Source organism: Arthrobacter sp. 01T419, from assembly GCF_056398865.1.
Window position 1 is genome coordinate 67,967 of sequence record NZ_JBFTQF010000008.1, and the last position, 25,159, is coordinate 93,125.

At 63.9% G+C, this 25,159-nt stretch carries 22 protein-coding genes and 1 tRNA gene; 16 read left to right on the plus strand and 7 right to left on the minus strand.

Features of this window, described 5'->3' with window-relative positions:
- The first annotated feature begins 21 nt into the window (after positions 1-21).
- The 11 genes from AC1DLO_RS13420 to AC1DLO_RS13470 all read left to right on the plus strand — a co-directional run bounded on the left by AC1DLO_RS13420 (position 22) and on the right by AC1DLO_RS13470 (position 11,585).
- Positions 22-1,176, plus strand: a complete 1,155-nt coding sequence (locus AC1DLO_RS13420) for an adenosine deaminase (protein WP_184736480.1) — start codon at positions 22-24, stop codon at positions 1,174-1,176.
- A gap of 79 nt (positions 1,177-1,255) precedes the next feature.
- A complete protein-coding gene (locus tag AC1DLO_RS13425) occupies positions 1,256-1,867 on the plus strand; it encodes a MazG nucleotide pyrophosphohydrolase domain-containing protein (protein ID WP_476890270.1) in 612 nt (203 codons plus the stop codon).
- 120 nt (positions 1,868-1,987) lie between these two features.
- Positions 1,988-3,268, plus strand: coding sequence for a phosphopyruvate hydratase (gene eno / locus AC1DLO_RS13430; RefSeq protein WP_184736476.1), 1,281 nt, complete (start codon positions 1,988-1,990; stop codon positions 3,266-3,268).
- 174 nt (positions 3,269-3,442) lie between these two features.
- Positions 3,443-4,174: an FtsB family cell division protein gene (locus tag AC1DLO_RS13435; protein ID WP_476890271.1), complete on the plus strand. Its 732-nt coding sequence runs from the start codon at positions 3,443-3,445 to the stop codon at positions 4,172-4,174.
- A gap of 56 nt (positions 4,175-4,230) precedes the next feature.
- Positions 4,231-4,941: a DUF501 domain-containing protein gene (locus AC1DLO_RS13440; protein WP_476890272.1), complete on the plus strand. Its 711-nt coding sequence runs from the start codon at positions 4,231-4,233 to the stop codon at positions 4,939-4,941.
- Positions 4,938-5,894 carry a Ppx/GppA phosphatase family protein gene (locus tag AC1DLO_RS13445; protein WP_476890273.1) on the plus strand — a complete coding sequence of 319 codons (957 nt, stop codon included), beginning with the start codon at positions 4,938-4,940 and terminating at the stop codon, positions 5,892-5,894. Before AC1DLO_RS13440 ends, AC1DLO_RS13445 begins: the two co-directional genes overlap by 4 nt.
- A 16-nt stretch (positions 5,895-5,910) precedes the next feature.
- Entirely contained in the window at positions 5,911-7,290 is a 1,380-nt protein-coding gene (locus AC1DLO_RS13450) for a S8 family serine peptidase (protein WP_476890274.1), read from the plus strand.
- A 72-nt stretch (positions 7,291-7,362) separates the two neighbouring features.
- Positions 7,363-8,814: an NAD(P)/FAD-dependent oxidoreductase gene (locus tag AC1DLO_RS13455; RefSeq protein WP_476890275.1), complete on the plus strand. Its 1,452-nt coding sequence runs from the start codon at positions 7,363-7,365 to the stop codon at positions 8,812-8,814.
- Between the two features lie 133 nt (positions 8,815-8,947).
- The gene (locus AC1DLO_RS13460; protein WP_476890276.1) at positions 8,948-9,868 is read left to right on the plus strand and encodes an N-acetyltransferase; all 921 of its coding nucleotides are present in this window, start codon (positions 8,948-8,950) and stop codon (positions 9,866-9,868) included.
- Positions 9,869-9,931: 63 nt separating this feature from the next.
- Positions 9,932-10,005: transfer RNA gene (locus AC1DLO_RS13465), tRNA-Leu, on the plus strand.
- 224 nt (positions 10,006-10,229) lie between these two features.
- Complete coding sequence (locus tag AC1DLO_RS13470; protein WP_476890277.1) at positions 10,230-11,585, plus strand: ABC transporter substrate-binding protein; 1,356 nt, start codon at positions 10,230-10,232, stop codon at positions 11,583-11,585.
- A gap of 179 nt (positions 11,586-11,764) precedes the next feature.
- Here AC1DLO_RS13470 and AC1DLO_RS13475 read toward each other — a convergent pair whose 3' ends face one another.
- The 4 genes from AC1DLO_RS13475 to AC1DLO_RS13490 are packed head-to-tail and all read right to left on the minus strand — an operon-like array spanning position 11,765 to position 15,809.
- Positions 11,765-12,550 carry an ABC transporter ATP-binding protein gene (locus AC1DLO_RS13475; RefSeq protein ID WP_184736460.1) on the minus strand — a complete coding sequence of 262 codons (786 nt, stop codon included), beginning with the start codon at positions 12,548-12,550 and terminating at the stop codon, positions 11,765-11,767.
- A complete protein-coding gene (locus AC1DLO_RS13480) occupies positions 12,547-13,560 on the minus strand; it encodes an ABC transporter ATP-binding protein (protein ID WP_476890278.1) in 1,014 nt (337 codons plus the stop codon). Before AC1DLO_RS13480 ends, AC1DLO_RS13475 begins: the two co-directional genes overlap by 4 nt.
- Positions 13,557-14,525, minus strand: a complete 969-nt coding sequence (locus AC1DLO_RS13485; protein ID WP_476890279.1) for a branched-chain amino acid ABC transporter permease — start codon at positions 14,523-14,525, stop codon at positions 13,557-13,559. Before AC1DLO_RS13485 ends, AC1DLO_RS13480 begins: the two co-directional genes overlap by 4 nt.
- A 9-nt stretch (positions 14,526-14,534) precedes the next feature.
- Positions 14,535-15,809, minus strand: coding sequence for a branched-chain amino acid ABC transporter permease (locus AC1DLO_RS13490; RefSeq protein WP_184736746.1), 1,275 nt, complete (start codon positions 15,807-15,809; stop codon positions 14,535-14,537).
- A gap of 423 nt (positions 15,810-16,232) precedes the next feature.
- Between AC1DLO_RS13490 and AC1DLO_RS13495 the strand changes: the two genes are divergently transcribed.
- Positions 16,233-17,105 carry a Bax inhibitor-1/YccA family protein gene (locus tag AC1DLO_RS13495; protein WP_476890280.1) on the plus strand — a complete coding sequence of 291 codons (873 nt, stop codon included), beginning with the start codon at positions 16,233-16,235 and terminating at the stop codon, positions 17,103-17,105.
- A gap of 15 nt (positions 17,106-17,120) precedes the next feature.
- Here the strand turns inward: AC1DLO_RS13495 and AC1DLO_RS13500 are convergent, their stop codons facing one another.
- The 3 genes from AC1DLO_RS13500 to galT are packed head-to-tail and all read right to left on the minus strand — an operon-like array spanning position 17,121 to position 20,730.
- Positions 17,121-18,359 (minus strand): acetyl-CoA C-acetyltransferase, encoded by a 1,239-nt coding sequence (locus tag AC1DLO_RS13500; RefSeq protein WP_476890281.1) that lies wholly within the window; start codon positions 18,357-18,359, stop codon positions 17,121-17,123.
- Positions 18,360-18,412: 53 nt separating this feature from the next.
- Positions 18,413-19,582, minus strand: coding sequence for a galactokinase (gene galK / locus AC1DLO_RS13505; RefSeq protein WP_476890282.1), 1,170 nt, complete (start codon positions 19,580-19,582; stop codon positions 18,413-18,415).
- Complete coding sequence (galT, locus tag AC1DLO_RS13510; RefSeq protein ID WP_476890283.1) at positions 19,579-20,730, minus strand: galactose-1-phosphate uridylyltransferase; 1,152 nt, start codon at positions 20,728-20,730, stop codon at positions 19,579-19,581. Before galT ends, galK begins: the two co-directional genes overlap by 4 nt.
- Before the next feature lie 103 nt (positions 20,731-20,833).
- Between galT and AC1DLO_RS13515 the strand changes: the two genes are divergently transcribed.
- The 4 genes from AC1DLO_RS13515 to AC1DLO_RS13530 are packed head-to-tail and all read left to right on the plus strand — an operon-like array spanning position 20,834 to position 25,030.
- A complete protein-coding gene (locus AC1DLO_RS13515) occupies positions 20,834-21,784 on the plus strand; it encodes an aldose 1-epimerase family protein (RefSeq protein ID WP_476890284.1) in 951 nt (316 codons plus the stop codon).
- Between the two features lie 41 nt (positions 21,785-21,825).
- Entirely contained in the window at positions 21,826-23,151 is a 1,326-nt protein-coding gene (locus AC1DLO_RS13520; protein WP_476890285.1) for an AI-2E family transporter, read from the plus strand.
- Between the two features lie 3 nt (positions 23,152-23,154).
- Positions 23,155-24,393 (plus strand): threonine ammonia-lyase, encoded by a 1,239-nt coding sequence (gene ilvA / locus AC1DLO_RS13525; protein ID WP_184736441.1) that lies wholly within the window; start codon positions 23,155-23,157, stop codon positions 24,391-24,393.
- 13 nt (positions 24,394-24,406) lie between these two features.
- On the plus strand, positions 24,407-25,030 hold the full coding sequence (locus AC1DLO_RS13530; RefSeq protein WP_184736439.1) for a rhomboid family intramembrane serine protease: 624 nt from the start codon (positions 24,407-24,409) through the stop codon (positions 25,028-25,030).
- The last annotated feature ends 129 nt before the right edge of the window (positions 25,031-25,159 follow it).

Consider the following 25,159-nt stretch of genomic DNA (forward strand, 5'->3'; position numbering starts at 1 on the left):
CGTCCCCCTAGAGTTGGAGACGTGACTGAGCCCATTGTTGATGCTGCCCCTGCCCTTGACTTCGACCTGAAGAGCCTCCCGAAGGTTTCCCTTCACGACCATTTGGACGGGGGACTGCGCCCGGCCACCATCATCGAGCTGGCGGAGGCCGTTGGCCACACCTTGCCTTCCACGGATCCCGTAGCGCTCGGCCAGTGGTTCCGTGAGTCTGCCGACTCCGGTTCGCTGGTCCGTTATCTGGAAACCTTCGACCACACGATTGCGGTCATGCAGACCAAGGAAGGCCTGGCGCGCGTCGCCAAGGAGTTCGTTGAGGACCTGGCCGACGACGGCGTCGTGTACGGCGAGATCCGTTGGGCACCTGAGCAACACCTCCAAAAGGGCCTCACTTTGGACGAGGTTGTGGACGCCGTCCAGGAAGGGCTCGACGCCGGCGTGGACGCTGTTGAGGAGTCCGGCCGCCAGATCCAGGTGGGCCAGCTCATCACGGCGATGCGCCACGCTGACCGCGGCCAGGAAATCGCCGAGCTCGCCGTGCGCCACCGCTACAACGGCGCTGTCGGTTTCGACATCGCCGGGGCCGAAGACGGCTTCCTGCCTTCCCGTTTCAAGGACGCCTTCACCTACTTGGCCGAGCACAACTTCCCGGCTACCGTGCACGCCGGCGAAGCAGCAGGCCTGGAGAGCATCCAGTCCGCCCTGGTGGACGGACGCGCCCTGCGCTTGGGCCACGGCGTACGCATCGCAGAGGACATCACCGTTGAATACGAGGATGCCGAGAGCGAGGAAGCCGACGACGACGTCGAGGACACCGTTGGCATGGTCACCTTGGGTGAGGTGGCTGGCTGGGTCCGCGACCGCGGGATTGCGCTGGAGATCTGTCCTTCGTCCAACCTGCAGACCGGAGCGATTGCGAACTTCGGCGAAGGGATCGAGAACCACCCGTTGGACATGCTCTACCAGTTGGGCTTCAACGTCACCATCAACACTGATAACCGGCTCATGAGCGGTGTCACGCTGACCGACGAGTTCGAGCTTCTCGTGGAGACCTTCGACTACGATCTCGACGATCTCCTGGAACTGACCCTCAACGCGGCCGAGTCGTCGTTCCTGCCGTTGGACGAAAAAGAAGCGTTGGTGGAGTACATCAACGACGCCTACGCCAACCTTGCCTAACGAGACTCCTGGCGGTGCCGGAAATCCGGTGGCGGTGCTCGTGCAAAAGATTGCTTCTTTGCGCGAGCACTGTCCGTGGATGGGGGCGCTGACCCACGAATCCTTGGTCGAGTACCTGATCGAGGAAGCGTACGAGGTGGTCGACTCGATCGAAGCCGGTGTGTCCGGTTCCGATACTTCCGACGAACTCCGCGGCGAGCTGGGCGATGTGCTGCTCCAAGTGGTGCTGCACGCCCGGCTCGCCGAGGAGCAAGGACGGTTCACGTTCGACGACGTCGCCCGCACCATCACCGAGAAAATGGTGCGGCGCAATCCGCACGTCTTCAAGCCTGACGGTTCCTTGCAGGACTCCTTCCCGGCCACAGTGGAGGAGATCGTCGAAAAGTGGGATGCCGTGAAGAAGGCGGAAAAGCCTGCGCGCTCGGATCCTTTCGAAGGCATCCCACCCCATCTTCCTGCCCTCGCCTTGGCGCAGAAATCCCTTGACCGTGCCGAACGCGCGGCGCGTTCGGGCAGCCCCGAAAGCGTTGGCCGCGCCATTGCGGCAGCGGAGGTTCCCGACTCCGAAGCCGCACTTGGAGACTTGCTGCTTGCCGTCGTCGCAGGTTCGAAGGAGAAGGGTTTCGACGCCGAACGGGCCTTGCGCGCGGCTGTCCGCCGGTACCAGGGACGCGACGGCGAAGCCACATAACGTGAGTGGTCCGACGCCGTTCCGTAACGTTGGCTGGTCTCGACTAGGCTAGTGGCGACGAGGACGTCGAGAATTTCCCTCTAGATTCCCAGTAAATCGCTTCACCATAAGGAGCAGTCCATGGCGCTTATCGATGCCATCCACGCCCGCGAGATCCTTGATTCCCGCGGAAACCCGACAGTAGAAGTTGAAGTTCTGCTTTCCGATGGCCAGATCGGCCGCGCGGCAGTTCCCTCCGGTGCTTCCACCGGCGAGCACGAAGCCGTTGAACTGCGCGACGGCGACAAGGGCCGTTACCTCGGCAAGGGCGTCCAGAAGGCCGTTGACGCGGTCATCGACGAAATCGCTCCGGCCCTCATCGGCTTCGACGCGACGGACCAGCGCAGCATCGACCAGGCCATGATCGACCTCGACGGCACCCCGAACAAGGGGAAGCTCGGCGCGAACGCCATCCTCGGCGTTTCCCTCGCCGTGGCCAACGCAGCCGCCGCTTCCGCGGACCTGCCCCTGTACAAGTACCTGGGCGGCCCGAACGCCCACGTCCTTCCCGTCCCGCTCATGAACATCCTCAACGGTGGCTCCCACGCCGACTCTGACGTCGACATCCAGGAATTCATGATCGCCCCGATCGGCGCCGAGACCTTTTCCGAAGGCCTGCGCTGGGGCGTTGAGGTCTACCACAACCTCAAGTCGGTCCTGCAGGCCAAGGGTCTCTCCACCGGCCTCGGCGACGAAGGCGGCTTCGCTCCGAACCTCCCGTCCAACCGCGCCGCACTGGACCTGATCCAGGAAGCCATCAAGAACGCCGGTTACACCCCGGGCAAGGACATCGCCCTCGCACTGGACGTCGCCTCCTCCGAGTTCTACAAGGACGGCGCCTACCAGTTCGAAGGCAAGGCACTCTCAGCCACCGAGATGAGCGCCTACTACGCCGAACTCGTTGCAGACTACCCGCTGGTCTCCATCGAGGATCCGCTGGACGAAAACGACTGGGAAGGCTGGAAGACCCTCACCGACGCCATCGGCGACAAGGTCCAGCTGGTTGGCGACGACCTCTTCGTCACCAACCCGATCCGCCTGCAGCAGGGCATCGACGCCGCTACGGCCAACTCCCTGCTCGTCAAGGTCAACCAGATCGGTTCCCTGACCGAAACACTGGACGCCGTTTCCCTGGCCCAGCGCTCCGGCTACACCACCATCACCTCGCACCGCTCCGGTGAAACCGAGGACACCACCATTGCTGACATCGCCGTTGCCACCAACGCGGGCCAGATCAAGACCGGTGCCCCGGCCCGCTCAGAGCGCGTCGCCAAGTACAACCAGCTGCTGCGCATCGAAGAAGAACTCGACGACGCCGCACGCTACGCCGGCCGCAGCGCTTTCCCGCGTTTCAAGGGCTAGTATCCGCTGAAACTGCTGACCGGTGGCTATGGTGGAAAGACCGTAGCCACCGGTTCTGTTTAACGAAATTCCGGCGTTTCGAAATGCGAGCGCACTTCGGCAGGACCGCAGGCTTCGTGAGGCACACGAAGCGCAGCAACCCGCCAGGCAAATACCAGGCATTACAGGAGTGTCATGGCCACCCGCCGTCCCAAGGTCCCCCGGGCAGACGCCCTGGGGCGGTCGCCCCAAAAGAACCCCGACGGCGGCCACGTCATCCGTGCCGACTTCGGCGAGTCCCGCAAGGCAACGCCTGCACAGCAGGAGACCCAAGCCCACGCAGGGCCAAAGACGTCGTCCACCGCCAGGCCCGAAGGCGGCGCCCAAAGCAAGGCCGCGTCTGCCTCGAAATCTGCTTCTGCGGCGACGAAGTCAGGACGTCCGGCGCAGGGCCGGGCTGGAAACACCGGCACGGCGTCCACCAAGGCATCCGGTGCGGACTCCGCCCACGCCGGCAAGGACAAAGCGGCCGGCCCCGTGCCCGCCAAGGCGTTCTCCGGGCGCATGCTGGCACTCGCCGTGGTGATGGTCGCGATCACGATCATGCTTGCGCCCACGGTCAAGATCTTCCTCGAGAAACGAGCGGAAATCTCCGCCCTGGAGGCAGACATCGCGAGCAAGCAGGCGGAGCAAATGGGCCTCAAGAAGCAGATCACCCGCTGGCAGGACCCCAACTACGTGAAACAACAAGCCCGCGACCGCATTAACATGGTTATGCCGGGTGAAGCAGGCTACTGGGTGTTCGGTGGCGACGTCCCCGCCGGCACTCCGGCCGGACGCACCGGCTCAGGAGCTTCCGGAAGCCCTACCAATCTGCCGTGGGTGGATGGGCTGTGGGAATCCATCAGACGCTCGGCAACAGACTAGACGCGGCGCCCGCCGCCGTCGTGCCCTCATAGGCATGGCCAAACAGGGCAGGAAGGATGGCAGCGCCAGTGGAAGACAACTTGGCACCTGCATCGCAGGAGTCCCGCAAGCCATCAGCACATGATTTAGAGATCCTCAGCCGCCAGCTCGGCCGGCCCGTCCGCGACGTCGTCGAAATCCCCGCACGCTGCGTGTGCGGCAACCCCCTGGTCGCCGCGACCGCTCCGCGCCTGAGCAATGGGACCCCGTTTCCCACGACGTTCTACCTGACGCATCCGGTCATTACCGCCGCCGTGTCGCGGCTGGAAGCCGGCGGGCTCATGAATGAGATGAACGAACGGCTCACGGCCGACGAGCCCTTGGCGGCAGCATATCGGAGCGCCCACGAGGCCTATCTCCAGGCGCGTGACGAAATCGCCGGACGCGCCGGTACCGGAGAAGTTCCCGAGATCGCGGGGGTCTCGGCCGGTGGCATGCCCACGCGTGTCAAGTGCCTCCACGTCTTGGTTGGCCACTCCCTGGCGGCCGGGCCTGGAGTCAATCCGCTCGGCGACGAGGCCATTGAAGCGATCAGCGAATGGTGGACCGCGGACCGCTGCTACTGCGACGGCGCTTGGGACAGCGCGGGGGAGGCCCCGACCAAGGACCTCAGCCGCCACGGACCGCAGGGTCTTCCGGACATCGTGGGCCGTCCTGCACCTGTTCGCAAACCCAAGACGGCCGATGCGTCCTCCGGCGGACCGCATTCAGGGGAGCACGACGCATGAGCCGCGTAGCCGCCATCGATTGTGGCACCAACTCGATTCGCCTCCTCATCGCGGACGCCAGCGGCGACAATACAGGGTCTGTCCTGCGCGATGTTGTCCGTGAGATGCGCGTGGTCCGCCTCGGCCAAGGAGTGGATTCCACCGGGGAACTCGCCCCGGAGGCGCTCGAACGCACCTTCGCGGCAACGGGCGATTACGCCGAACTGATCCGCCATCATGGCGCCGGGAGTGTCCGCTTCGTGGCCACGTCCGCGAGCCGCGATGCGCGTAACCGGGACGTCTTCGTCGACGGGATCCGTGATCTGCTGGGTGTCGAACCCGAAGTCATCTCCGGCGACGAAGAGGCCGCCCTGTCCTTCGCCGGGGCAAGCAGCGTGCTTCCTTCGCGCGGCACGGACCCGGTTCTCGTGGTGGATCTCGGGGGCGGAAGCACCGAGTTCGTCCTCGGAGACTCCGACGGCGTCATTGCCGCCAAATCCGTTGACATCGGCTGCGTGCGCCTGACCGAACGGCACCTCCGCAACGACCCTCCGACGCCGGAGCAGATCGCCGCCGCTGAAGCCGACGTCGACGCGGCCATTGACCTCGCAGCCCGCACTGTCCCGTTAGGCCGGGCCACCGCCGTCGTGGGCGTTGCGGGTTCCATCACCACCATCACGGCACATGCACTGGGCCTGAGCGAGTACGACCCCGCACTGATCCACGGGGCCAGCCTGGATCTGGGGACCATCAGCGATGCCGCCACGAGCCTGCTGGAAATGAGCCGCGAAGAGCGCGCCCGGCTGCCCTACATGCACCCCGGGCGCGTCGACGTCATAGGAGCCGGAGCCCTGGTATGGCGCCGCATACTTCAGCGTCTGGCCGAGATCGGAGGCGGCTCCATCAGCGTGGCCACCTCCAGCGAGCATGACATCCTTGACGGCATCGCGCTGAGTATTCTGAGTATTCGTTAAGGGTGGGTATTCGCTGATGATGCTGCCACACCGTTGGCGTCGCCGAACCGGATCGGCCGCGCTGGCCGCGATGCTGGCCGGGGGAAGCCTGGCAGGGGCCTTGTTCACTGCGCCTGCGGCGTTCGCCGACTCCTGGCGCGACAAGGAATACTGGCTCAACGAATACGGCATCTCTGCCGCTTGGCAGTTATCCAAGGGCGCGGGTGTTAAGGTGGCCATCATCGACAGCGGGGTGGACGGACAACACCCCGATCTCAAGGGAGCGGTTGCGGGCGGAGCTGACGCTTCCGGCTCGGGCGATCCGAACGGACAGAAAAGCATCGGCGCCAAACCCGAGCATGGAACCCTCGTCGCTACTCTCTTGGCCGGGCGTGGACACGCTTCGGCCAGCCCTTCGGCGTCTCCATCGCCGGCGTCCTCCTCCGGCTCCGTTGGACCGGACGGAATCGTCGGCGTGGCGCCTGAAGCCGAGATCCTGTCCGTCTCCGCTTGGCTTGGTTCGCCGAACCCTGCGGGCAAGACCGACCAGGAGCAGATTCCCGAAGCTGTTCGGTGGGCGGTGGACAACGGCGCCAAAGTCATCAATATTTCCCTTGGCAGCACCTCGCCCGATTGGCCCCAGAGCTGGGATGCGGCGTTCCTCTACGCAGAACAGAAAGACGTGGTGATCGTGGCCGCGGCGGGCAACCGCATTGGCGGGAACGTCCAGGTGGGCGCGCCTGCCACCATTCCGGGCGTACTGACCGTTGCCGGTCTTGACCGGAACCGCACGGCCAGCGTCGATGCTTCTTCGCAGGGGATCAGCATCGGCGTCTCCGCACCCGCGGAAAAGCTGGTTGGCGGCCTGCCCGGGGGGAGTTACGAAGATTGGGCGGGTACCTCCGGCTCCGCGCCGATCGTCTCCGGCGTCGCAGCACTGATCCGTTCGAAATGGCCGGACATGAGCGCCAAGCAGGTCATCAACAGGATCGTCTCCACGGCCGAGGACGCAGGGGCGCCCGGAAAGGACCCCATCTATGGCTACGGCATCCTCAACGCTGAAGCGGCACTGAAAGCCGATGTGCCCGAGACTAAGAGCAATCCACTGGGGTCCATCGCGGACTGGATCCGGGTCCACCGGCGGGGGAACCTCAGCAGCCCCACACCTGAACCGACGTCCAAGCCGAGCAGCCCCGCAGCCACCTTGGCGGATCCCTCAGTTCCCGGGGCGAAGGCGCCCTCGCAGGCCGACACAGCCGTTCCGGCAGCGGTGGTCATCGGCTTTGGTTCGCTTTTCGTGGCCATCGTTGCTGGCGCCTCGATCCAGTTGAGGCGTGCTTACCGGAGCTCCCCGGAACGGCCCGAAGAACCAGTCACTGGTGTGGCGGACGTGGTGGATCCGAGTACCCCGAAGTAGCCCGCAGTGCCTGTATGGCAGCCTAGGGAAATAGTTAGTGAAGATTTTCACAAGGTGCTGTACTCTATTCTTATGGCAACCACCCCTGAGCTCATTGACCGTCCCCGTGTTCTCGTTGTCGGCGGCGGATACGTCGGCCTGTACGTAGCACTCAAGCTGCAGAAGAAGATCGCGAATGCCGGCGGAATCGTTACCGTCGTTGATCCGCTTCCCTACATGACCTACCAGCCCTTCCTTCCCGAAGTGGCCGGCGGCAACATCGAGGCCCGCCACGCCGTGGTCTCGCACCGCCAGCACCTCAAGCAGACGGAACTCATCCAGGGCCGTGTCACCAGCATTGACCACCAGAACCGCACCGCAGTTGTTGCCCCCGCTGACGGTGGCGAGCCTTTCGAGATTCCTTACTTCGACGTCGTGGTTGCCGCCGGCGCCATCACGCGCACCTTCCCGATCAAGGGCCTCGCCGATGAGGGCATTGGCCTGAAGACCATCGAAGAAGCGGTCGCCCTGCGCAACAAGGTCCTTGAGCGCATCGAGGTCGCCTCCACCATGACGGACCCCGCTGAGCGCGCCAAGGCCCTGACCTTCGTGGTCGTGGGTGGCGGATTCGCCGGTATTGAATGCATCACCGAGATGGAAGACCTTGCGCGCGCCGCCGTGAAGAACAACGCGCGCATCCGCCAGGAAGAAGTTCGCTTCGTCCTCGTCGAAGCCATGGGCCGCATCATGCCCGAGGTCACCGCAGCCCAGGCCGAGTGGGTTGTTGAACACCTGCGCAGCCGCGGCATCGAGGTCCTGCTCAACACCTCCCTCGACAACGCCGAGGGCAGCCTCAAGCTCATCAACCTGCCGGACAAGACTCCCGCGCAGGAATTCGAAGCCGACACCCTCGTGTGGACGGCAGGCGTGCAGGCCAACCCGATGATCCGCTCCACCGACTTCCCGCTGGAGCCCCGCGGACGTGTCCGTGTCCTTCCGGACCTCCGCATCGCAGGCGACGAAGGCATCATCGACAACGCCTGGGCCGCCGGCGACATCGCCGCTGTCCCGGACCTCACCGGCAGCGGCCTGCCGGACGGTACCTGCGTTCCGAACGCGCAGCACGCACTCCGCCAGGCCAAGCGCCTTGCCAAGAACCTGTGGGCCTCCCGTTGGGACAAGCCGATGGGGGACTACAAGCACAAGAACCTCGGTGCGGTTGCCGGCTTCGGCGAATGGAAGGGCGTTGCGAACATCAACCTTCTTGGCCGGATCGGCCTCAAGGGCGGCCTCGCCTGGCTGGCCCACCGCGGCTACCACGGTTTGGCCATCCCCACCGGTGAGCGCAAGGTCCGTGTGATCTTCAACTGGCTCCTGGGCATGATCATGGGCCGCGACACTACCCAGCTCTTGGACCTGGACAACCCGCGCGGAGCGTTCGTGGCCGCAGCGACTCCGGCCCCCAAGCCGGCTGCTGCACCGGCCCCCGCTCCGGTTGCCGAACCCGCCGAGGCCAAGGCCCCGGTGACGGCCGACGCCAAGTAGCGGCACACAAGCAGTCCCGACGACGGCGGCCGTCTCCCACGCGGGAGTCGGCCGCCGTCGACGTTTAACTCACAGTCCAGACAGCGACGGCGGGTCGGTCCCGTCCGCGACGGCGGGTCCTAGACTTGTCAACATGGCTGGCGAAAGCGATCTGACAACCCTCCTGACATCCATGCGCCCCGTGGTTCGCGACGGTGACTATGTGTACGCGTTGTGGCCGCACGGCAAACCGCTTGAGGGCCACGTTGAAGCCGCTGTGCGGGAGGCCGAGGGCCTCACCGTGGTCCTGCTCCGCGAAGAAGCCGAACGTTTGGGACTGTCCTACGATTTCGTCGCGGCGTGGATCACCCTTCAGATCCACTCCGCGCTGGAAGCGGTAGGCCTGACGGCAGCCGTCAGCTCCGCCCTGACCGCTGCCGGTATCAGCTGCAACGTCATGGCGGGGTTCCACCACGACCATCTGCTGGTTCCGTCCGCCGATCGCGGGCATGCCATGGACGTGCTGGAGCGTCTGTCACAAGGGTTGGTGTTACGGACGGAGAAGCCGGCCGATCGCGAGGAGGTCCTGGATCTGACCGCCAGCGCGTTCTCGATCAACCCGGTCACCGGGCTGCCGGTCGAAGGAATCCCGGCGGAAGTGAAGCTGTTGCGGGAACTGTTCGACTGCGACCAGTATCTTCCGGAGTTCAGCGTCGTGGCCGAGATCGGCGGGGAGATCGTTGGGCACATCATCAGCACCCGCGCCTGGATTGGAAATCTCGACGTTTTGGGATTGGGCCCCATCAGCGTCCAGCCGCACCTGCAGCGGCGTGGCATCGGATCAGCCCTCCTGCGTGAAACCGCTCGACGGGCGGAGGACGCGGGCGAACCGGGCATCGCCTTGTTGGGGAGCACTGAGTACTATCCGCGCTTCGGATTTCTTCCCGCAAGCAAGCTGGGCGTCACTGCCCCCGACCCCGCGTGGGGAGACCATTTCCAGCTGTTGCCCCTCAAAACCTGGCCCGACGGCGTCAGCGGCACCTTCCGCTATGCCGCCCCGTTCCAAACGCTCTAGGGGCGCAAGACTCCTTGCCTTTGACGCATTCCAGGCCTCGGGCTGGGTTACCATTATCCGGGCGCCCCAGTAGCCCAATCGGCAGAGGCAGCGGACTTAAAATCCGCTCAGTCCGGGTTCGAGTCCCGGCTGGGGCACGCTTGCGATCCTTGCCGCCCCTCGGTAGACGCGAATTCGCCGCAAAGGTCCGAGGATACTCCCAGCTGACCATAAGATTCCCCCCATGCAACGAGTGTTATAGGGCTGTGACCTGAATCACTTATGTTCGCGGTCCAATTGCATTAGTTTGAGTCTTATTCAGGAACACCTGATCAATCGCATCAAAGGCAGATCGCACCTCTCTCGATCGAGGAGACAATTCATGTTTGATCTTTCCCAAGCGGCGCCCCGTGCGGCCAAGCTCACCGCGCTTGGCATCGGCGTCGCACTTCTAGCCACGGCCTGTGGTGGATCATCCACACCGAGCTCCACTGGAAGCAGTTCCGCCGCCTCTGCGGGGGTCGCTTGTCCCGCACCCAGCTCGGGAGCAGGCGCTGGCGCAAGCCAGGCTGCACCAACTACCGGTCCCGTGCCTCCCTCGACCACCACTTCCGCCGCGCCTTTGAAGATCGGTTCGCTTCTGCCTACGACGGGTTCGCTGGCCTTCCTCGGCCCGCCCGAAATCGCTGGTGTGAACCTTGCCATCAAGCAGATCAATGACGCAGGCGGTGTCCTCGGCCACCCGGTCGAGGTGATCCATCGTGATTCCGGTGATACGAAGACGGATATCGCCACCCAATCAACCACGGCCCTCCTCGGCCAGGGAGTCAGTGCCATCGTCGGTGCAGCGTCTTCGGGCGTTTCGAAGACCGTGATCAACCAGATCACCGGCGCCGGCGTCATCCAGTTCTCCCCGGCAAATACCTCTCCGGACTTCAGCACTTGGGACGACAAGGGCCTCTACTGGCGCACCGCCCCCTCTGACGTCCTGCAGGGCAAGGTTCTCGGAAACTACATGGCATCCTGCGGCGCCCAGACCTTGGGCATGATCGTCCTGAACGACGCCTACGGCACGGGCCTGCAGAAGAACGTGAAGTCGGCGTTCGAAGCGGCAGGTGGAAAGGTTGTTGCGGAGGAGCTCTTCAATGAGGGCGACTCGCAATTCAGCAGCCAGGTGGACAAAGTGATTGCAGCCAAGCCTGACGCGATTGCACTGATTTCCTTCGACCAGGCCAAGAGCATCGTGCCGCTGCTGACTGGCAAGGGCGTCAAGCCGACCCAGTTGTTCATGGTTGACGGAAACACTTCCGATTACAGCAAGGACTTCAAGTCAGGAACCCTCACAGGAGCCCAGGGCACCATCCCCGGCACCTTCGCGAAGGACGACTTCAAGAAGCAGCTCCTGGCGATCGATCCGAGCCTTAAGGACTACAGCTACGCGGGTGAATCCTGGGACGCAGTCAACCTGATCGCCCTCGCAACGGAAGAAGCGAAGAGCACGAAGGGTGCGGATATCGCTAGCCATCTCCAGGATGTTTCCCAGGGTGGTCAGAAATGCTTCGACTTCCCAAGCTGCGTGACGCTACTGCGCCAGGGCAAGGACATCGACTACGACGGCAAGTCCGGTCCGGTGACCTTTGACAAGAACGGTGATCCGAGCGAGGCCTACATCGGTATCTACCAGTACTCCGACGACAACACCTACAAGCCGATCCGCGAAGAATTCGGCAAGCTCTAAGCCGGAGGCTGTACAAGACTGAACCAAAACGAAGCGAAGTAAGCAGGACCCCCGGAGAAAAACTCCCGGGGGTCCTTGCTTTGCCCTTCTCCGCCGGCGTGCACGCCAAAGTGGCAGACACAAAGCGGGCAGGCAAGTGGGCAGCAAAAAGCCCGGCACATCAGTGTCGGGCTTTGAGCTTAGTGTCCCTCGCCCTCCACGGTGTCGGCCAGGGTGCCAAGGTAGAGCTGGATGACCTTGGGGTCCTTCATGAGCTCCCTGCCCGTGCCGGTGTACGCGTCCTTGCCCTGGTCCAGGACGTAACCGCGGTCGCAGATCTGCAGGCAGCGGCGGGCGTTCTGCTCCACCATGATCACCGAGACACCGGCCCGGTTGATCTCGTGGACGCGCAGGAACGTCTCATCCTGCTTGACGGGGGAGAGACCCGCTGACGGCTCGTCCAGCAATAGCACGGCCGGATCCATCATGAGGGCGCGTCCCATGGCCACCATCTGGCGTTCACCGCCGGAGAGCGAGCCCGCACGCTGGGCGCGGCGCTTGCCCAGTTCCGGGAAGAGTCCGGTCACGAAGTCGAAGCGCTCGGCAAAAGCCTTGGGCTTCTGAAACATGCCCATCTGGAGGTTCTCTTCGATGGTCAGCGTGGCAAACACATTGTTGTTCTGCGGGACGAAACCCACGCCCTGGGTCACCAGCTTGTTGGCTTTCAAACCGGTTAGGTCCTGCCCTCGCACCACTACGGAGCCGGAGTGGACCTTCACTAGCCCGAACATCGCCTTCAGGAGGGTGGATTTACCTGCTCCGTTGGGCCCGATGATGCCGATCAGTTCGCCCTTGCGGGCTTCGATGCTGCAGCCGTTGAGGATGTTGACGCCGGGCAGGTACCCGGCCACCAGGTTGGTGACGCTCACTACGGCCCCGTCGGCCGGTGTGCTGCTGGCTGCCGGCATTGCGCTGGTCGCACTCATTTGCCATCCTCCTCTTCCAGGTTGGCGACGACGACCTCGGGGGCGATGATGCCTGCATTTTCCGTGCCCACGATCGATTCCTCGTCTGCCTCGAGTTCGGCTTCGAGTTCCTTGATGCCCTCTGCATCCCCAAGATCGACGTCGTGGTGGGCGCCAAGGTAGGCATCGATCACGGCCGGGTTCTTCATGACTTCCCCTGGTGGGCCTTCGGCGACGATCCGTCCCTCGGCCATGACCACCACCCAGTCGGCGATGTGACGGACCATGTTCATATCGTGCTCGACGAAGAGCACTGTCATGCCTTCGGCCTTGAGGTTCTTGATGTGGTCAAGGAGGGACTGGGTCAGCGCCGGGTTGACGCCTGCCATGGGCTCGTCGAGCATGACGAGCTTCGGCCGGACCATGAGCGAACGGGCCATCTCCAGGAGCTTGCGCTGGCCACCGGAGAGCGATGCTGCGTAGTCGTCTTTCTTGGCGTCCAGCTTGAACTTCTCCAGCAGGATGTTTGCCTGGGCCGTGATTTCCTTTTCCCGGCCGCCCCAGATGCCTTTGAAGAGGGCATTCGAGAGACGCTCGCCTGGCTGGTTTGCGGCACCGAGCCGCATGTTTTCCATGACCGTCAGCTTGCCCATGACTTTTGTCAGCTGGAAAGTGCGGACCATGCCCATGCGCGCCACCTTGTACGAGGACACTCCGGCAATGTTGCTTCCTTCGAACTTCCACTCGCCGGAATTGGGCGTGTCAAAACCGGTCAGCAGGTTGAACAAAGTGGTTTTGCCGGCGCCGTTGGGGCCGATGAGTGCCGTGATCTTGTGCCGGGGGATCTCGAGGAACTCGACGTCGACGGCGTTGATGCCGCCAAAGCTGCGGGTGACGTTTTCGGCCACCACGATCGGGTCCCTCTTCTTGCAGCCCGGTACGTTCTCGCCGATGGCGATCGGCCGGGAATCGGTCATGTAGTTGACTTCTTCTGTTTTCACGTCATGCGAATCATCGCGAGGCTCAGTCATGCGAATGCGAGCTCCTTCTTGTTGCCGAAGACGCCCTGCGGGCGGAAGATCATCAGGAGCATGAGGGCCACGCCCACCAGGATGTAGCGCAGCTGGCCGGCCTGGACCGTGGTGAGCCACGTCACCGCGCCGGACTCGATCAGGCCATACAGGATGCTCTGGGTCAGGGACAAGACAACCCAGAAGATCATGGCGCCGATGACAGGGCCAAGGACCGTGGCCATTCCGCCCAAAAGCAGGCAGGTCCACAGGAAGAAGGTCAACTCCGTACCGTAATTGGATGGCTGGACGGCGCCTCGGGGGAGGGTGAAGATCATGCCTGACAGGGCGCCGAGCACGCCGCCGATCATCAGGGCTTGCATCTTGTAGGAGTAGACGTTTTTGCCGAGCGAACGGACGGCGTTCTCGTCCTCGCGGATGCCTTTCAGGACGCGCCCCCACGGGCTGCGCATGAGGAGCCACACCAAAACGCAGCAGATGATGACCAGGCCCCAGCCGACAATCCTGATGAAGAAGTCGCGGTTGTTCATGCCCAGGTATGTACCCGGTGGGAACGGATTCATCGAAAAGAAGTCGCCTTCGAAGGCCGCCAGGCCGTTTGCCGAACCCGTAAAGCCGGTCAGCTGGTTGGTGGTGACGATGTACCGCAGGATTTCGGCGGAGGCGATGGTCACGATGGCGAGGTAGTCTGCGCGAAGCCGCAGTGTGGGAATGCCCAGGATGAACGCAAATGCCACCGAACAGATGACCGCGATGAGCAAACCGACAAAGAACGGAACCTTGAAGGTCAGTGTCGATATGGCGAAGCCGTACGCGCCGACCGCCATGAATCCTGCTTGGCCGAAGTTCAGCAGGCCCGAGTAGCCGAAGTGCACGGCGAGGCCGAGCGCTGCAAGGGCGTATGCCGCCGTCGTCGGGCTGATCATTTCGCCCGCGGCGCTGGAGAAAATAAATCCAAAGTCCATGGCCGTCTCCTAACCCACACGCTCACGCCGGCCGAGGATACCCTGCGGTCGGAACAAGAGGACAACAATCATGATGAACAAGGCGCCGACGTATTTGAGGTCGGCGGCGAGGCCGAACACCGTGGTCAGCTCTACGAAGATTCCGACGACGATCGAACCGATCAGTGCGCCGAAGACGGTTCCAAGACCGCCCAAGGTCACTCCGGCGAAGATGAGCAGCAGGATTTGCGAACCCATGTCGAAGGTGACGCCTGGCCGGTAGTACGCCCAGAGGATGCCGCCGAGGGCGGCGAGCATGCCGCCGACGATCCATACGATGCGAATGACGGAGTCGACGTCGATGCCGGAAGCGGCCGCGAGGGCGGGGTTGTCCGCCACGGCGCGTGTTGCCTTGCCGAGCCTCGTCTTGAGCAAGACGATGCCGATCAGGGCAATGACCACGGCACTGATGACCAGGGACCAGAGGTTATTGGGCGAGATGGACACTGGCCCGATCTGGATTTCCGAGCTCTGGGCGTATGGCAGCTGCTGTGTGGCGCCACCGAAGAAGAACTGAATGACGTAGCGGATCGCCAAGGCGAGGCCGATGCTGACGATCATCATGGGCACCAGGCTGGTTCCGCGGCGTCGCAGCGGGCGCCAGAGTCCGGCGTCTTGAACGTAGCCGAAGAGTCCACCGCCAAGCAAAGCAAGCACGATAGCCAGCCAAAACGGCAGGTTCATCGCATTGAACGTAAAGACCAATACGGCGCCGAGCGTCACCATTTCGCCATGTGCAAAGTTCGTCAGGCCTGTGGTGCCGAAGATCAAGGACAGGCCGACGGCGGCAAGTGCGAGCAGCAGTCCGAAGCTCAAGCCCGCAACCAGCCGATTGAGCAGATTCTGGCCGAAGTCCTGCTGCGTGACCACGATGCCTTTACCGAAGGCGAAGATCACCGAAAGATTTGAGGTCTGGCTAAAAGTGACTTTGCGTGGATTCTCCTGGCCTTCGGCAAGTTTGATGCCATTGGGCAAGGTGGAGGTGTCCAGCTTGACCTCGTAGGTACCCTGCACGGGCACTCCGATCTCCCAGGCTCCATTGGCACCTGACGTCGCTGATCCCTCGAAGCCGTTGCCGGTTGCAGTGATCTTGACTCCCGGGATGGGGGCGCGGGCATCGTCACGGAGAAAGCCGCTGATGCTGTTCTGGAACTGTTCCGGGGACGGCGACGGCGATGGGGTAGCTGCCTGTGCCGCCGGGGCTGTGAGCAGTGCCGCCAGGAGGACGGCGAATAGCGCCCCCATGGCTTTCTGCAGTCCCATGGACGGTCTCTTGGACCGATCTCTGGTTGTGCTTCTCAAGATGGAAAACCTTCCACATTGGGGGTGGTCCCGGCTGCGCCATTGCGGCCGGTGCGAACGGTCATGGGCTCCGCGGCAGCATCTCACTGCATTGACACCGCCTCTGTGACATTCGTCACCCATGTCCGCTTATGCTACCGCTCACACGGCACAAAAAATGCCCCCCGAAGGGCCCGGGACGTCGCGATCAGATAACAACTGTGAAGCTGCAGGCAACTATTTGATTAGTCCGGCTAAAGTAAACCTTTGTTGATTCCGGGTGCATCTAAAGAGTCTGTGAACATGTGGAACTTTCGCTGCGGACCAAGCGTGGGAATTGGTAGCGTGAACTATCACTTCGCCCCCTTACCAAGAAGGACATCCACCATGGCACTCGGAGGCAACCCGATCTTCAACGGAAAGAATTTCCGTGGAGCCACACAGGCGCCGCCTGTTCCCAGCTACTCGCACGGCCAGAACCAGTACGGCCAGCCCTCCTGGGCGGCACAGCCGCAGATGAGCAGCGACCAGCTGCAGCAGATGTACAACCAGCCTGCGGCCGGTCCGGCCGAAACCGGCCGCATGACCTTCGACGACGTCATCGTCAAGACTGCCGCTTGCCTCGCCGTGCTGTTGATTGGTGCGGCGATCACCTTGTTCGTGGCTCCTGGCACGGCCAGTCTCCTGATGGTGGTCGGTGCGTTGGGCGGCTTCGTGCTGGCCATGGTCAACACCTTCAAGAAGCAGCCGTCTCCGGCGCTGATCCTCACCTACGCCGGTCTTGAGGGCTTGTTCCTCGGCGGCCTGACGCGGCTCCTGGACGGTTTGTACCCGGGCGTCGGCCTGCAGGCAGTCATCGGTACGCTTGCCGTGTTCGGTGTGACGCTGGCTCTTTTCAAGAGCGGAAAAGTGCGGGCCACTCCCAAGGCAGTGCGATTCTTCATGATCGCCACCCTCGGCTACCTCGTCTTCGCCGTGATCAACATGGTCATGGTGTGGACCGGCGTCGTCCACTCCCCATTCGGCCTGAGCACCAGCGTGCACATCTTCGGCATCCCGCTGGGCGTTTTCATCGGAGTCCTGGCGATTGGCCTGGCCGCTTTCTCGCTGGTCATGGACTTCACGAGCATTGAGCAGGGTGTTCGGCAAGGCGCTCCGCAGAGGTACTCCTGGACGGCAGCCTTCGGCCTGACCGTCACGCTCGTCTGGCTCTATGTGGAGATCATCCGCCTGCTCGCGATCCTGCGCGGCGACGACTAGCTCCCTCTTGGCGGCTTAGGACAGCCGCTCGAAGACCACCGCCATGCCCTGCCCGCCACCGACGCAGAGGGTTGCCAATCCCAAGGTGCCATCCCGTTCGCGGAGGCCGTTGAGCAAGGTGGTGGTCATGCGGGCACCCGTCATGCCGAAGGGGTGGCCGAGGGCGATTGCGCCGCCATGCACGTTGAGTTTCTCCGGGTCTATGCCGAGTTCGCGGGCGCTCGCCACTACCTGGACCGCGAAGGCTTCGTTGAGCTCCACGAGGTCAATGTCCGCCATGCTCAGCCCGGCCAACGCGAGGGCCCGGCGTGAGGACTCCACCGGTCCCATGCCCATGAGTTCCGGGGAAAGGGCGCTGACGCCGGTGGAGACGATGCGTGCCAGCGGTTCGAGGCCAAGCTCCCGGGCCCTGAAATCACTCATGACAACGACGGCGGCAGCGCCGTCGTTGAGCGGGCACGCGTTCCCTGCGGTCACCGTCCCTTCCTTCCGGAAAACCGGCTCCAAGGCGCTGACACCTTCAAGGGTGACTCCGGCGCGGGGCGAATCGTCGCGGTCTACCACGGTGCCGTCCTTGCGCGTGTATGGCGTGATCTCCCGGGCGTAGAAACCGGAGGCGATAGCCGCCTCGGTACGGTTCTGGCTCTGGACTGCCCACAGATCCTGCTCCTCCCGGCTGATTCCGTGGCTTGTGGCGACGTTTTCGGCCGTCTGTCCCATCGCGATATACACGTCCGGCATCCGTCCGCCCATGCGCGGATCCGTCCAGGGGGTGTTGGACGCGGCACGCGCGGCCGTGCGGGCACGCGCCGTTTCAAACAGGGGGTTATGCAGGCTCGTGTCCGTTTCCCCGGCGCCCACCCAGTTCTGGTAGCGCGACACGGACTCGACCCCAGCAGAGACAAAAGCATGGCCTTCTCCGGAGGTGATGGCGTGGAAGGCCATCCGGAGGGTCTGCAGGCTGGAGGCACAGAAGCGGTTGATCGTGGCCGCGGGAACGGTGTCCAGGCCGGCAAGGACCGTTACCACGCGGGCCATGTTCGAACCTGCCTCGCCACTGGGTTCCGCGCAGCCAAGGTAGAGGTCATCGAGGCCGCGGCCATCAAGTGGGCCCGGATCAAAGGCCGGAATTTTTGCCAAGGCAGCAGTCACCATTGCCGCCGCGAGGTCATCCGGACGTTCGTCTTTCAGGGACCCTTTGAAGGCCCGTCCGATGGGGCTTCTGGCAGTGGAAACGATGACAGCCTCAGTCATGTCCCCAGCTTACGCCGGGGTGCGCCAGCCGAATGCGGGTGGAAGCGCCGATGTCAGGCGAGGCGCGTGGCCCCCGCAGCCGGGGTTACGGTGAAGATCTCCGGCGTCGTGAAACCGGCCGCCGCGAAGGCGCGTACGACGGCGTCGCGCACCTCGTGCTCGTGGCCCACCGGGGTGAGTGCGATGGCTGATCCGCCGAATCCGCCGCCCGTCATGCGGGCGCCGATGGCCCCGTGGGCGCGGGACGTTTCCACCGCAAGATCGAGTTCCGGACAGGAGATCTCGAAGTCATCGCGCATGGAAACATGGCTCGCATCCAGCAGCGGGCCGATGTGGGCGGGCCCGTCCGTGATGAGGCGCTCCACGGTCTGCAACACGCGGTCGTTCTCCGTGACGATGTGCCGCACCCGCCGGAACGTCGTGCTGTCCAGAAGCCCGCTGGCTTCCTCCAGATCGCCGATGCCGACATCGCGAAGAGCTGTGACTCCCAGGACCTCGGCGCCCAATTCGCAGGAAGCCCGGCGGGAGGCGTAACCGCCATCCGCATGCGAATGGGAGACCTTGGTGTCGATGACCAGCAGGACGAGCCCGGCTTCCCGCGCGTCGAAGGGGACCAGCTGCACACTTTGGTCGCGGCAATCCAGGAAGACGGCGTGGCCCGAGGATCCGCGCAACGACGCAGACTGGTCCATGATTCCGGTCGGGGCGCCGACGAACTCGTTTTCGGCCTTCTGAGTTGCGAGCACCATGTCTTCGGCGCCGAGTCCCGCGCCGGTGAGATCGTTGAGTGCCGAGATAACGGCGCATTCGATGGCGTGTGAGGAGGACAGTCCCGCGCCAAGGGGGACGTCGGAGTCCATGAGCAGATCGAAGCCCGGAACCTGGATCCCGCGCTGTTGCAAGGCCCAGGCCACGCCGAGGGGATACTTCGTCCAGCCCTTCGCGGATCCAGGGGCCAGAGCGGTGATGTCAGCTTCGACCAGGCCCTGCTCGCCGAACGTGGAGAGCAGCCGGACGCGTGAATCGTCGCGGATCCGGACCGCAACCTTCGCGGTCTTGTCGATCGCGAAAGGCAGCACGAAGCCCTCGTTGTAGTCGGTGTGCTCCCCAATCAGGTTCACGCGTCCCGGTGCCTGCCACACGCCGTCGGGCTCTGAACCGAAAATCGACTCGAAGCGGCCGAACAGGGCGCTCAGCGTGGGGGCGTCGGGAGTGGAGGTCATGCTGTGGCCCCTTCCGGAATGGTGGTAGGTGTTCGGCCACGAATCGGGGAATCGCTTCCGACGGCGCGCAGCCGTTCGGCCACCGATTCGGGCGTGGTGTCGTTGATGAAGGCTCCCATGGCGGCCTCGGAACCGGCAAGGTACTTGAGTTTGTCGGCGGCACGGCGCGGGGAGGTGAGCTGCAGGTGCAGGTGGCCGGACGGGCGCAAGGCGGCATCCAGGGGTGCCTGGTGCCACGCGGAAATGTACGGCGTAGGTGTTGGGTACAGGGCGTCCAAGCGTTTGAGCAACTCGAGGTAGACATGGGCGAGTTCGTCGCGTTCTTCGCCACTCAAGGCGGCGAGGTCCGGGACTTGCCGATGCGGGACGAGGTGCACCTCTAGCGGCCAGCGTGCGGCGAACGGTACGTAGGCACTGAAGTGCTCGGCTTCGAGCACCATCCGGCTGCCGTCCTGCCGTTCCGCTTTGAGGATCGAGGACGTCAGCGATTCCCGGCCCTTGGCCTGGTCGAAGTGCCGGACGGCGGCGCCGCCAAGGCTTGCCGCCCGGGGGGTGACGTAAGGGTAGGCGTAGATCTGCCCGTGCGGGTGGTGGAGCGTTACGCCGATGTCGGCGCCGCGGTTCTCGAACGGAAAAACCTGCTGGATTCCCGGAAGGGCGCTGAGGGCCTCGGTCCGGTGCGCCCAGGCCTCGATCACGGTGCGTGCCCTGGTTTCGCCAAGTTCGGCGAAGGATCCGGTGTGGCTGGGGGTGAACGAGACGACTTCGCAGCGGCCATAGGCCGGACCCGACGTTCCCCAGGAGGGTGTGCCGGGGATGGTGCCGACAGCCGGACCCAGTGAGGGGAAGCGGTTTTCGAAAACCACGACGTCGTAGTCCGGTGCGGGGATTTCCGACGGGTTCGCGGGGGTGGTGGGGCAGATGGGGCATTGGTCTGCAGGCGGCAGATGCGTGCGGCTTTGGCGGTGCGCCGCGACAGCGACCCATTCGCCGCTCAGCGCGTCATAACGCAACTCGCCTGGATCAGCGCGTGGAGGGAGGTCTCGGTGATCCGTCAGCGACCCGGGTTCACGCTCCGGTGAGCCGGCGTCGTCGAAATAGATCAGCTCCCGACCGTCGGCGAGGCGTGTACTGGTAAGACGAGTCATGGATTTATGGTGGCACAAGGTGCTCAAAAAGGCAAAATATCTAACAAAATTGAACATTAAGCGACGGGGTCAAGCGTCGCCCGGGATGCAGTACGGTGGTGCCATGCCTCCCACAACACCGTTTTCCGCACCGGGCGAAGAGACCGTATCCCGGCGATTTGCCAGCGGCCGCCAATTCGAAATCCGCCGCGGCGACGCGCTCGCCGTCGTCACCGAGCTCGCTGCCGGCTTGCGCCTGTTCAGCCGCGACGGCGTCCAGTTCACGGAAAGCTACGGTGACGATCAACTCCCGCCCGGCGCCACCGGAATCACCTTGGCGCCGTGGGCTAATCGGGTCGAGGATGGGGTCTGGTACCTCGATGGGAAGAAACAGCAGCTGGACATCACGGAGGTGTCCCGCAACAACGCCAGCCACGGGCTCCTGCGCAACTCGTCGTACGCCCTCGTGGCGGAGGACGAATTCTCCGTGACCCTCGAAGCAATGATCTTCCCGCAGCACGGCTACCCGTTCCTGGCCCGCCACCAGGTCCGGTACGGGATTGATGCCGGGCTCGCGCTGAGGGTATCCCAAACGCTCATCAATGATTCGGCGGCTCCCGCACCGTTCGTGCTGGGGGCGCACCCTTATCTGCGTGTTGGAGACGTTCCCCCGGAAGAAACGGTGCTGACGGTTCACGCGGGTACGCGGCTCGTTGCTGACCAACGGCTCATCCCGCGCAGCTCGGCGCCGGTCGACCGTGATTTTGATCTCGGTGGCGGCAGGACTGTGGGTAGCCTGGATATCGATGTCGCGTTCAAGGACCTGGAGTTCGACGGCGGCGTTGCCCGCCACACGCTGTCAGCGCCTGACGGGCGGAGCGTCACCTTGGAACAGGACGAGAACTGCGCGTACGTCCATGTTTTCGTCACTGATACCTTTCCCGGGCGTTCGAAAGCGGTGGCGATCGAACCCATGACGGGTCCGGCGAACGCCTTCAACTCCGGTGAGGGCCTCCGTTGGCTTGAACCAGGGGAGGCCTTCACCATGAAGTGGGGAATTGTGGGCGCGCTGTAGTTGGGTTTCCCATCCGGCACGCCCTGGGGAATTATGGGGGCATGACGCCAGCACAGGACGCCACGCCAGGAACTGCCCCCGTTTCAGCTGGGCTCAGACCGCTCTCGGAGCGCCACATCGCACAGGACATCCCCTACGGGGTCCGGATTGCCGCCGCCTGGGCATGGCGGGTGGGACTGATCATGTTGGTCGCGGGGGCCCTGATCTGGTTGTTGGGGAAGGTCAGTTTCCTGATCATCCCGCTCATGGTCGCCTCCCTTCTTTCGGGCTTGCTCTACCCCGTCACCGCGTGGCTCAGGAAGCTCAAGATGCCGCAAGGTGCGGCTGTCGCCATCACGGTAGTGGGGTTCCTTGGAGTCATTGCGGGTGCCTTGGCCCTGGTGGGCAGGCAACTGGCCGAGGGATTCGGCGAGCTGTGGCAGGAAGCGCTCGCCGGCATCCAGCAAATACAGACCTGGCTTGCCGAAGGGCCGCTGCATCTGACCGCGGACCAGATCGACAAGTACATCCAGGACGCCACTTCGGCCCTGCAGAACAACAGCAGCAGTATTCTCAGCGGGGCCCTGTCGTTTGGCAGCACCGCCGGACATTTTGCCGCAGGCATGGTCCTTGCCCTCTTCATCCTCATCTTTTTCCTTCTGGAGGGATCCAGGATCTGGCGGTTCATCGTCGGGCTCCTGCCCCGGACCGCCCGTGCGGCCGCCGACGGCGCGGGCCGGCGCGGTTGGTCGTCCATGGTCAGTTACGTGCGTATCCAGATGTTCGTGGCGTTCGTGGACGCCTTCGGCATCGGCGTCGGTGCTGCGATCATCCAGGTTCCCCTCGCCTTGCCCCTGGCTGTCCTGGTGTTCATCGGCTCATTCATCCCCGTGGTGGGCGCGCTCGTGACGGGAGCCATCGCAGTGCTTCTGGCCCTGGTGGCCAACGGCCCGGTCAACGCCCTCATCATGCTGGGCATCGTGCTTTTGGTGCAGCAGCTCGAAAGCCACATCCTCCAGCCGCTTGTCATGGGCAAGGCCGTATCCCTGCACCCGGTAGCCGTGATCCTGTCTGTCGCCGCTGGTTCCTACCTTGCTGGAATCCCGGGAGCGCTCTTTGCCGTTCCACTCCTTGCCGTAGCAAATACGGCGATTCGCTATATTGCCGCCCGGACGTGGGAACATGATGAAGGACTGACGACGGCGTACGCTGGCGCGGGGACCGCAACACGGGACTCCGATGGGGATCCCACCATCAAGGAAATCCACCTTCCCGCAGCTATGACCGGCGCGCGGTCCAAGAGCGGCAAAGGTGCCGCCAGCCAGAACGCGGCTGCGGAACGGACATCCCCCAAGGATGCCGCAGACCACCCCAACAAAGGAGAATAACCCGTGAATACCCTCGATACACTGCCCGTCACGCTGGACGATGTCCTTAAGGCGCGGGAGCTGCTCGAGGGCATTATTACCAAGACGCCCATCGAGTCCTCGCGGGCTCTGGGAGCGATGGTAGGCGGCGAGGTCTTCTTCAAATGCGAGAACCTCCAACGGGCTGGTTCCTTCAAGGTCCGCGGAGCTTACGTTCGGATGGCCCGTCTGTCTCCCGAGGAAAAAAAGCGCGGCGTCGTCGCGGCTTCGGCAGGCAACCACGCTCAAGGAGTTGCGGTTGCGGCGAAAAGCCTGGGAATCAAGGCGCGCATCTACATGCCGCTCGGCGTCGCGCTTCCGAAGCTCGCCGCGACCCGCAGCCATGGAGCCGAAGTGGTCCTCCACGGACACAACGTGGACGAGGCCCTCGCCGAAGCGCAGCGCTACGCGAATGAGACCGGCGCCGTCTTCGTCCACCCGTTCGACAACGTTGATGTCGTGGCTGGCCAAGGCACAGTCGGGCTCGAAATCCTGGACCAGGTCCCCAACGTCGACACCATCCTCATGGGAGTGGGCGGCGGCGGCCTGCTCGCCGGTGTGGCAGTGGCCGTCAAGGCAAGGGCCAAGGAGCTGGGCCGGGAAATCCGGATCATCGGCGTGCAGGCTGAGAATGCCGCCGCCTACCCGCCGTCGCTGGCTGCCGATGCCTTGGTGCCGCTCAAGAAGGTTTCCACCATGGCGGACGGCATCGCCGTCGGACGCCCTGGCCAGCTGCCGTTCAGCATCATCCGCGAACTCGTGGACGACGTCGTCACCGTCAGCGAGGACTCCTTGGCGCGGGCACTCATCTTCCTGCTGGAGCGGGCCAAGATGGTGGTTGAGCCGGCCGGCGCGGTGGGCGTCGCTGCGCTCATGGATGGCAAGATCGAAAACCCGGGAACCACTGCAGTCATCCTCTCCGGCGGCAACATCGACCCCATGCTGATGCTCAAGGTGATCCAGCGCGGCCTCTCGGCGGCCGGACGCTACATGACCGTCCGGATGATGCTGGATGACCGGCCGGGTTCCTTGGCCACGATCGCCCGTATCATCGCCGAGAACGATGCCAACGTGACCGGCTTGGACCACACACGGGTGGGCGGCGCGATCAGCATGGGCGACGTCTCCATCACCGTCAACTTGGAAACCAAAGGCCACGAGCACAGCGAACAGGTCCTCGCTGCCCTTCGGGCCGAAGGCTTCCACCCGATCGTGGTGCACTGACGGGCAGCTAATCATGGCGCTCTACACCAACGGAGACGGGCCGACACCGGCAAAGGACTCCCTGGCCACTCGAGCCCGGGGCGGGTTGCTGTTCATGGGTGGCTTCGTGGTGCTGTTGGCGGTGATCGAGGTGGTCAACGCGTTGATGTCGCATAGCCTCAACAGCACGTTCGGGCTGCGTCCGCGGAACATCGACGGGGTTTTCGACATCCTGACGTTTCCCCTGCTCCACGCCAACTTCGGCCACCTCCTGTCCAATGCGCTGCCGCTGGTCATCTTCGGTTTCCTAGTGTTTCTCTCCGGTCTCCGGGTGTTCCTCACGGCATTGGCGTTCAGCTGGCTGGGTTCAGGCCTCGCGGTGTGGCTGATCGGCGGGGGAGGCGTGACCGTGGGCGCCTCGGGACTGGTCTTCGGGCTTTTCGCCTTCCTCCTGGTGCGCGGATTCTTCAACCGCAGCTGGTGGCAGATCCTGCTCTCCGTGGTGTTATTCCTGGCCTATGGCAGCATCTTGTTCGGCGTGCTGCCCACCATGATGGGTTTCGTCTCGTGGCAAGCGCACCTCGGCGGGGCCATCGGGGGAGTGGTGGCCGCGGTACTGCTGCGCCCGCGCCCGCGTGCCCTGGCGCAGCCCAACTGACTCGCAGCAGCCCAACTGACTCGCATTAGGTGTCGTTAAGAGGCGTGTTAACGACAACAACTGCGAGTCAGTTGGGGGGGAAACAACGACGCCGGCCCTCCCGCGAGGCGAGGGCCGGCGTCGTTCTTT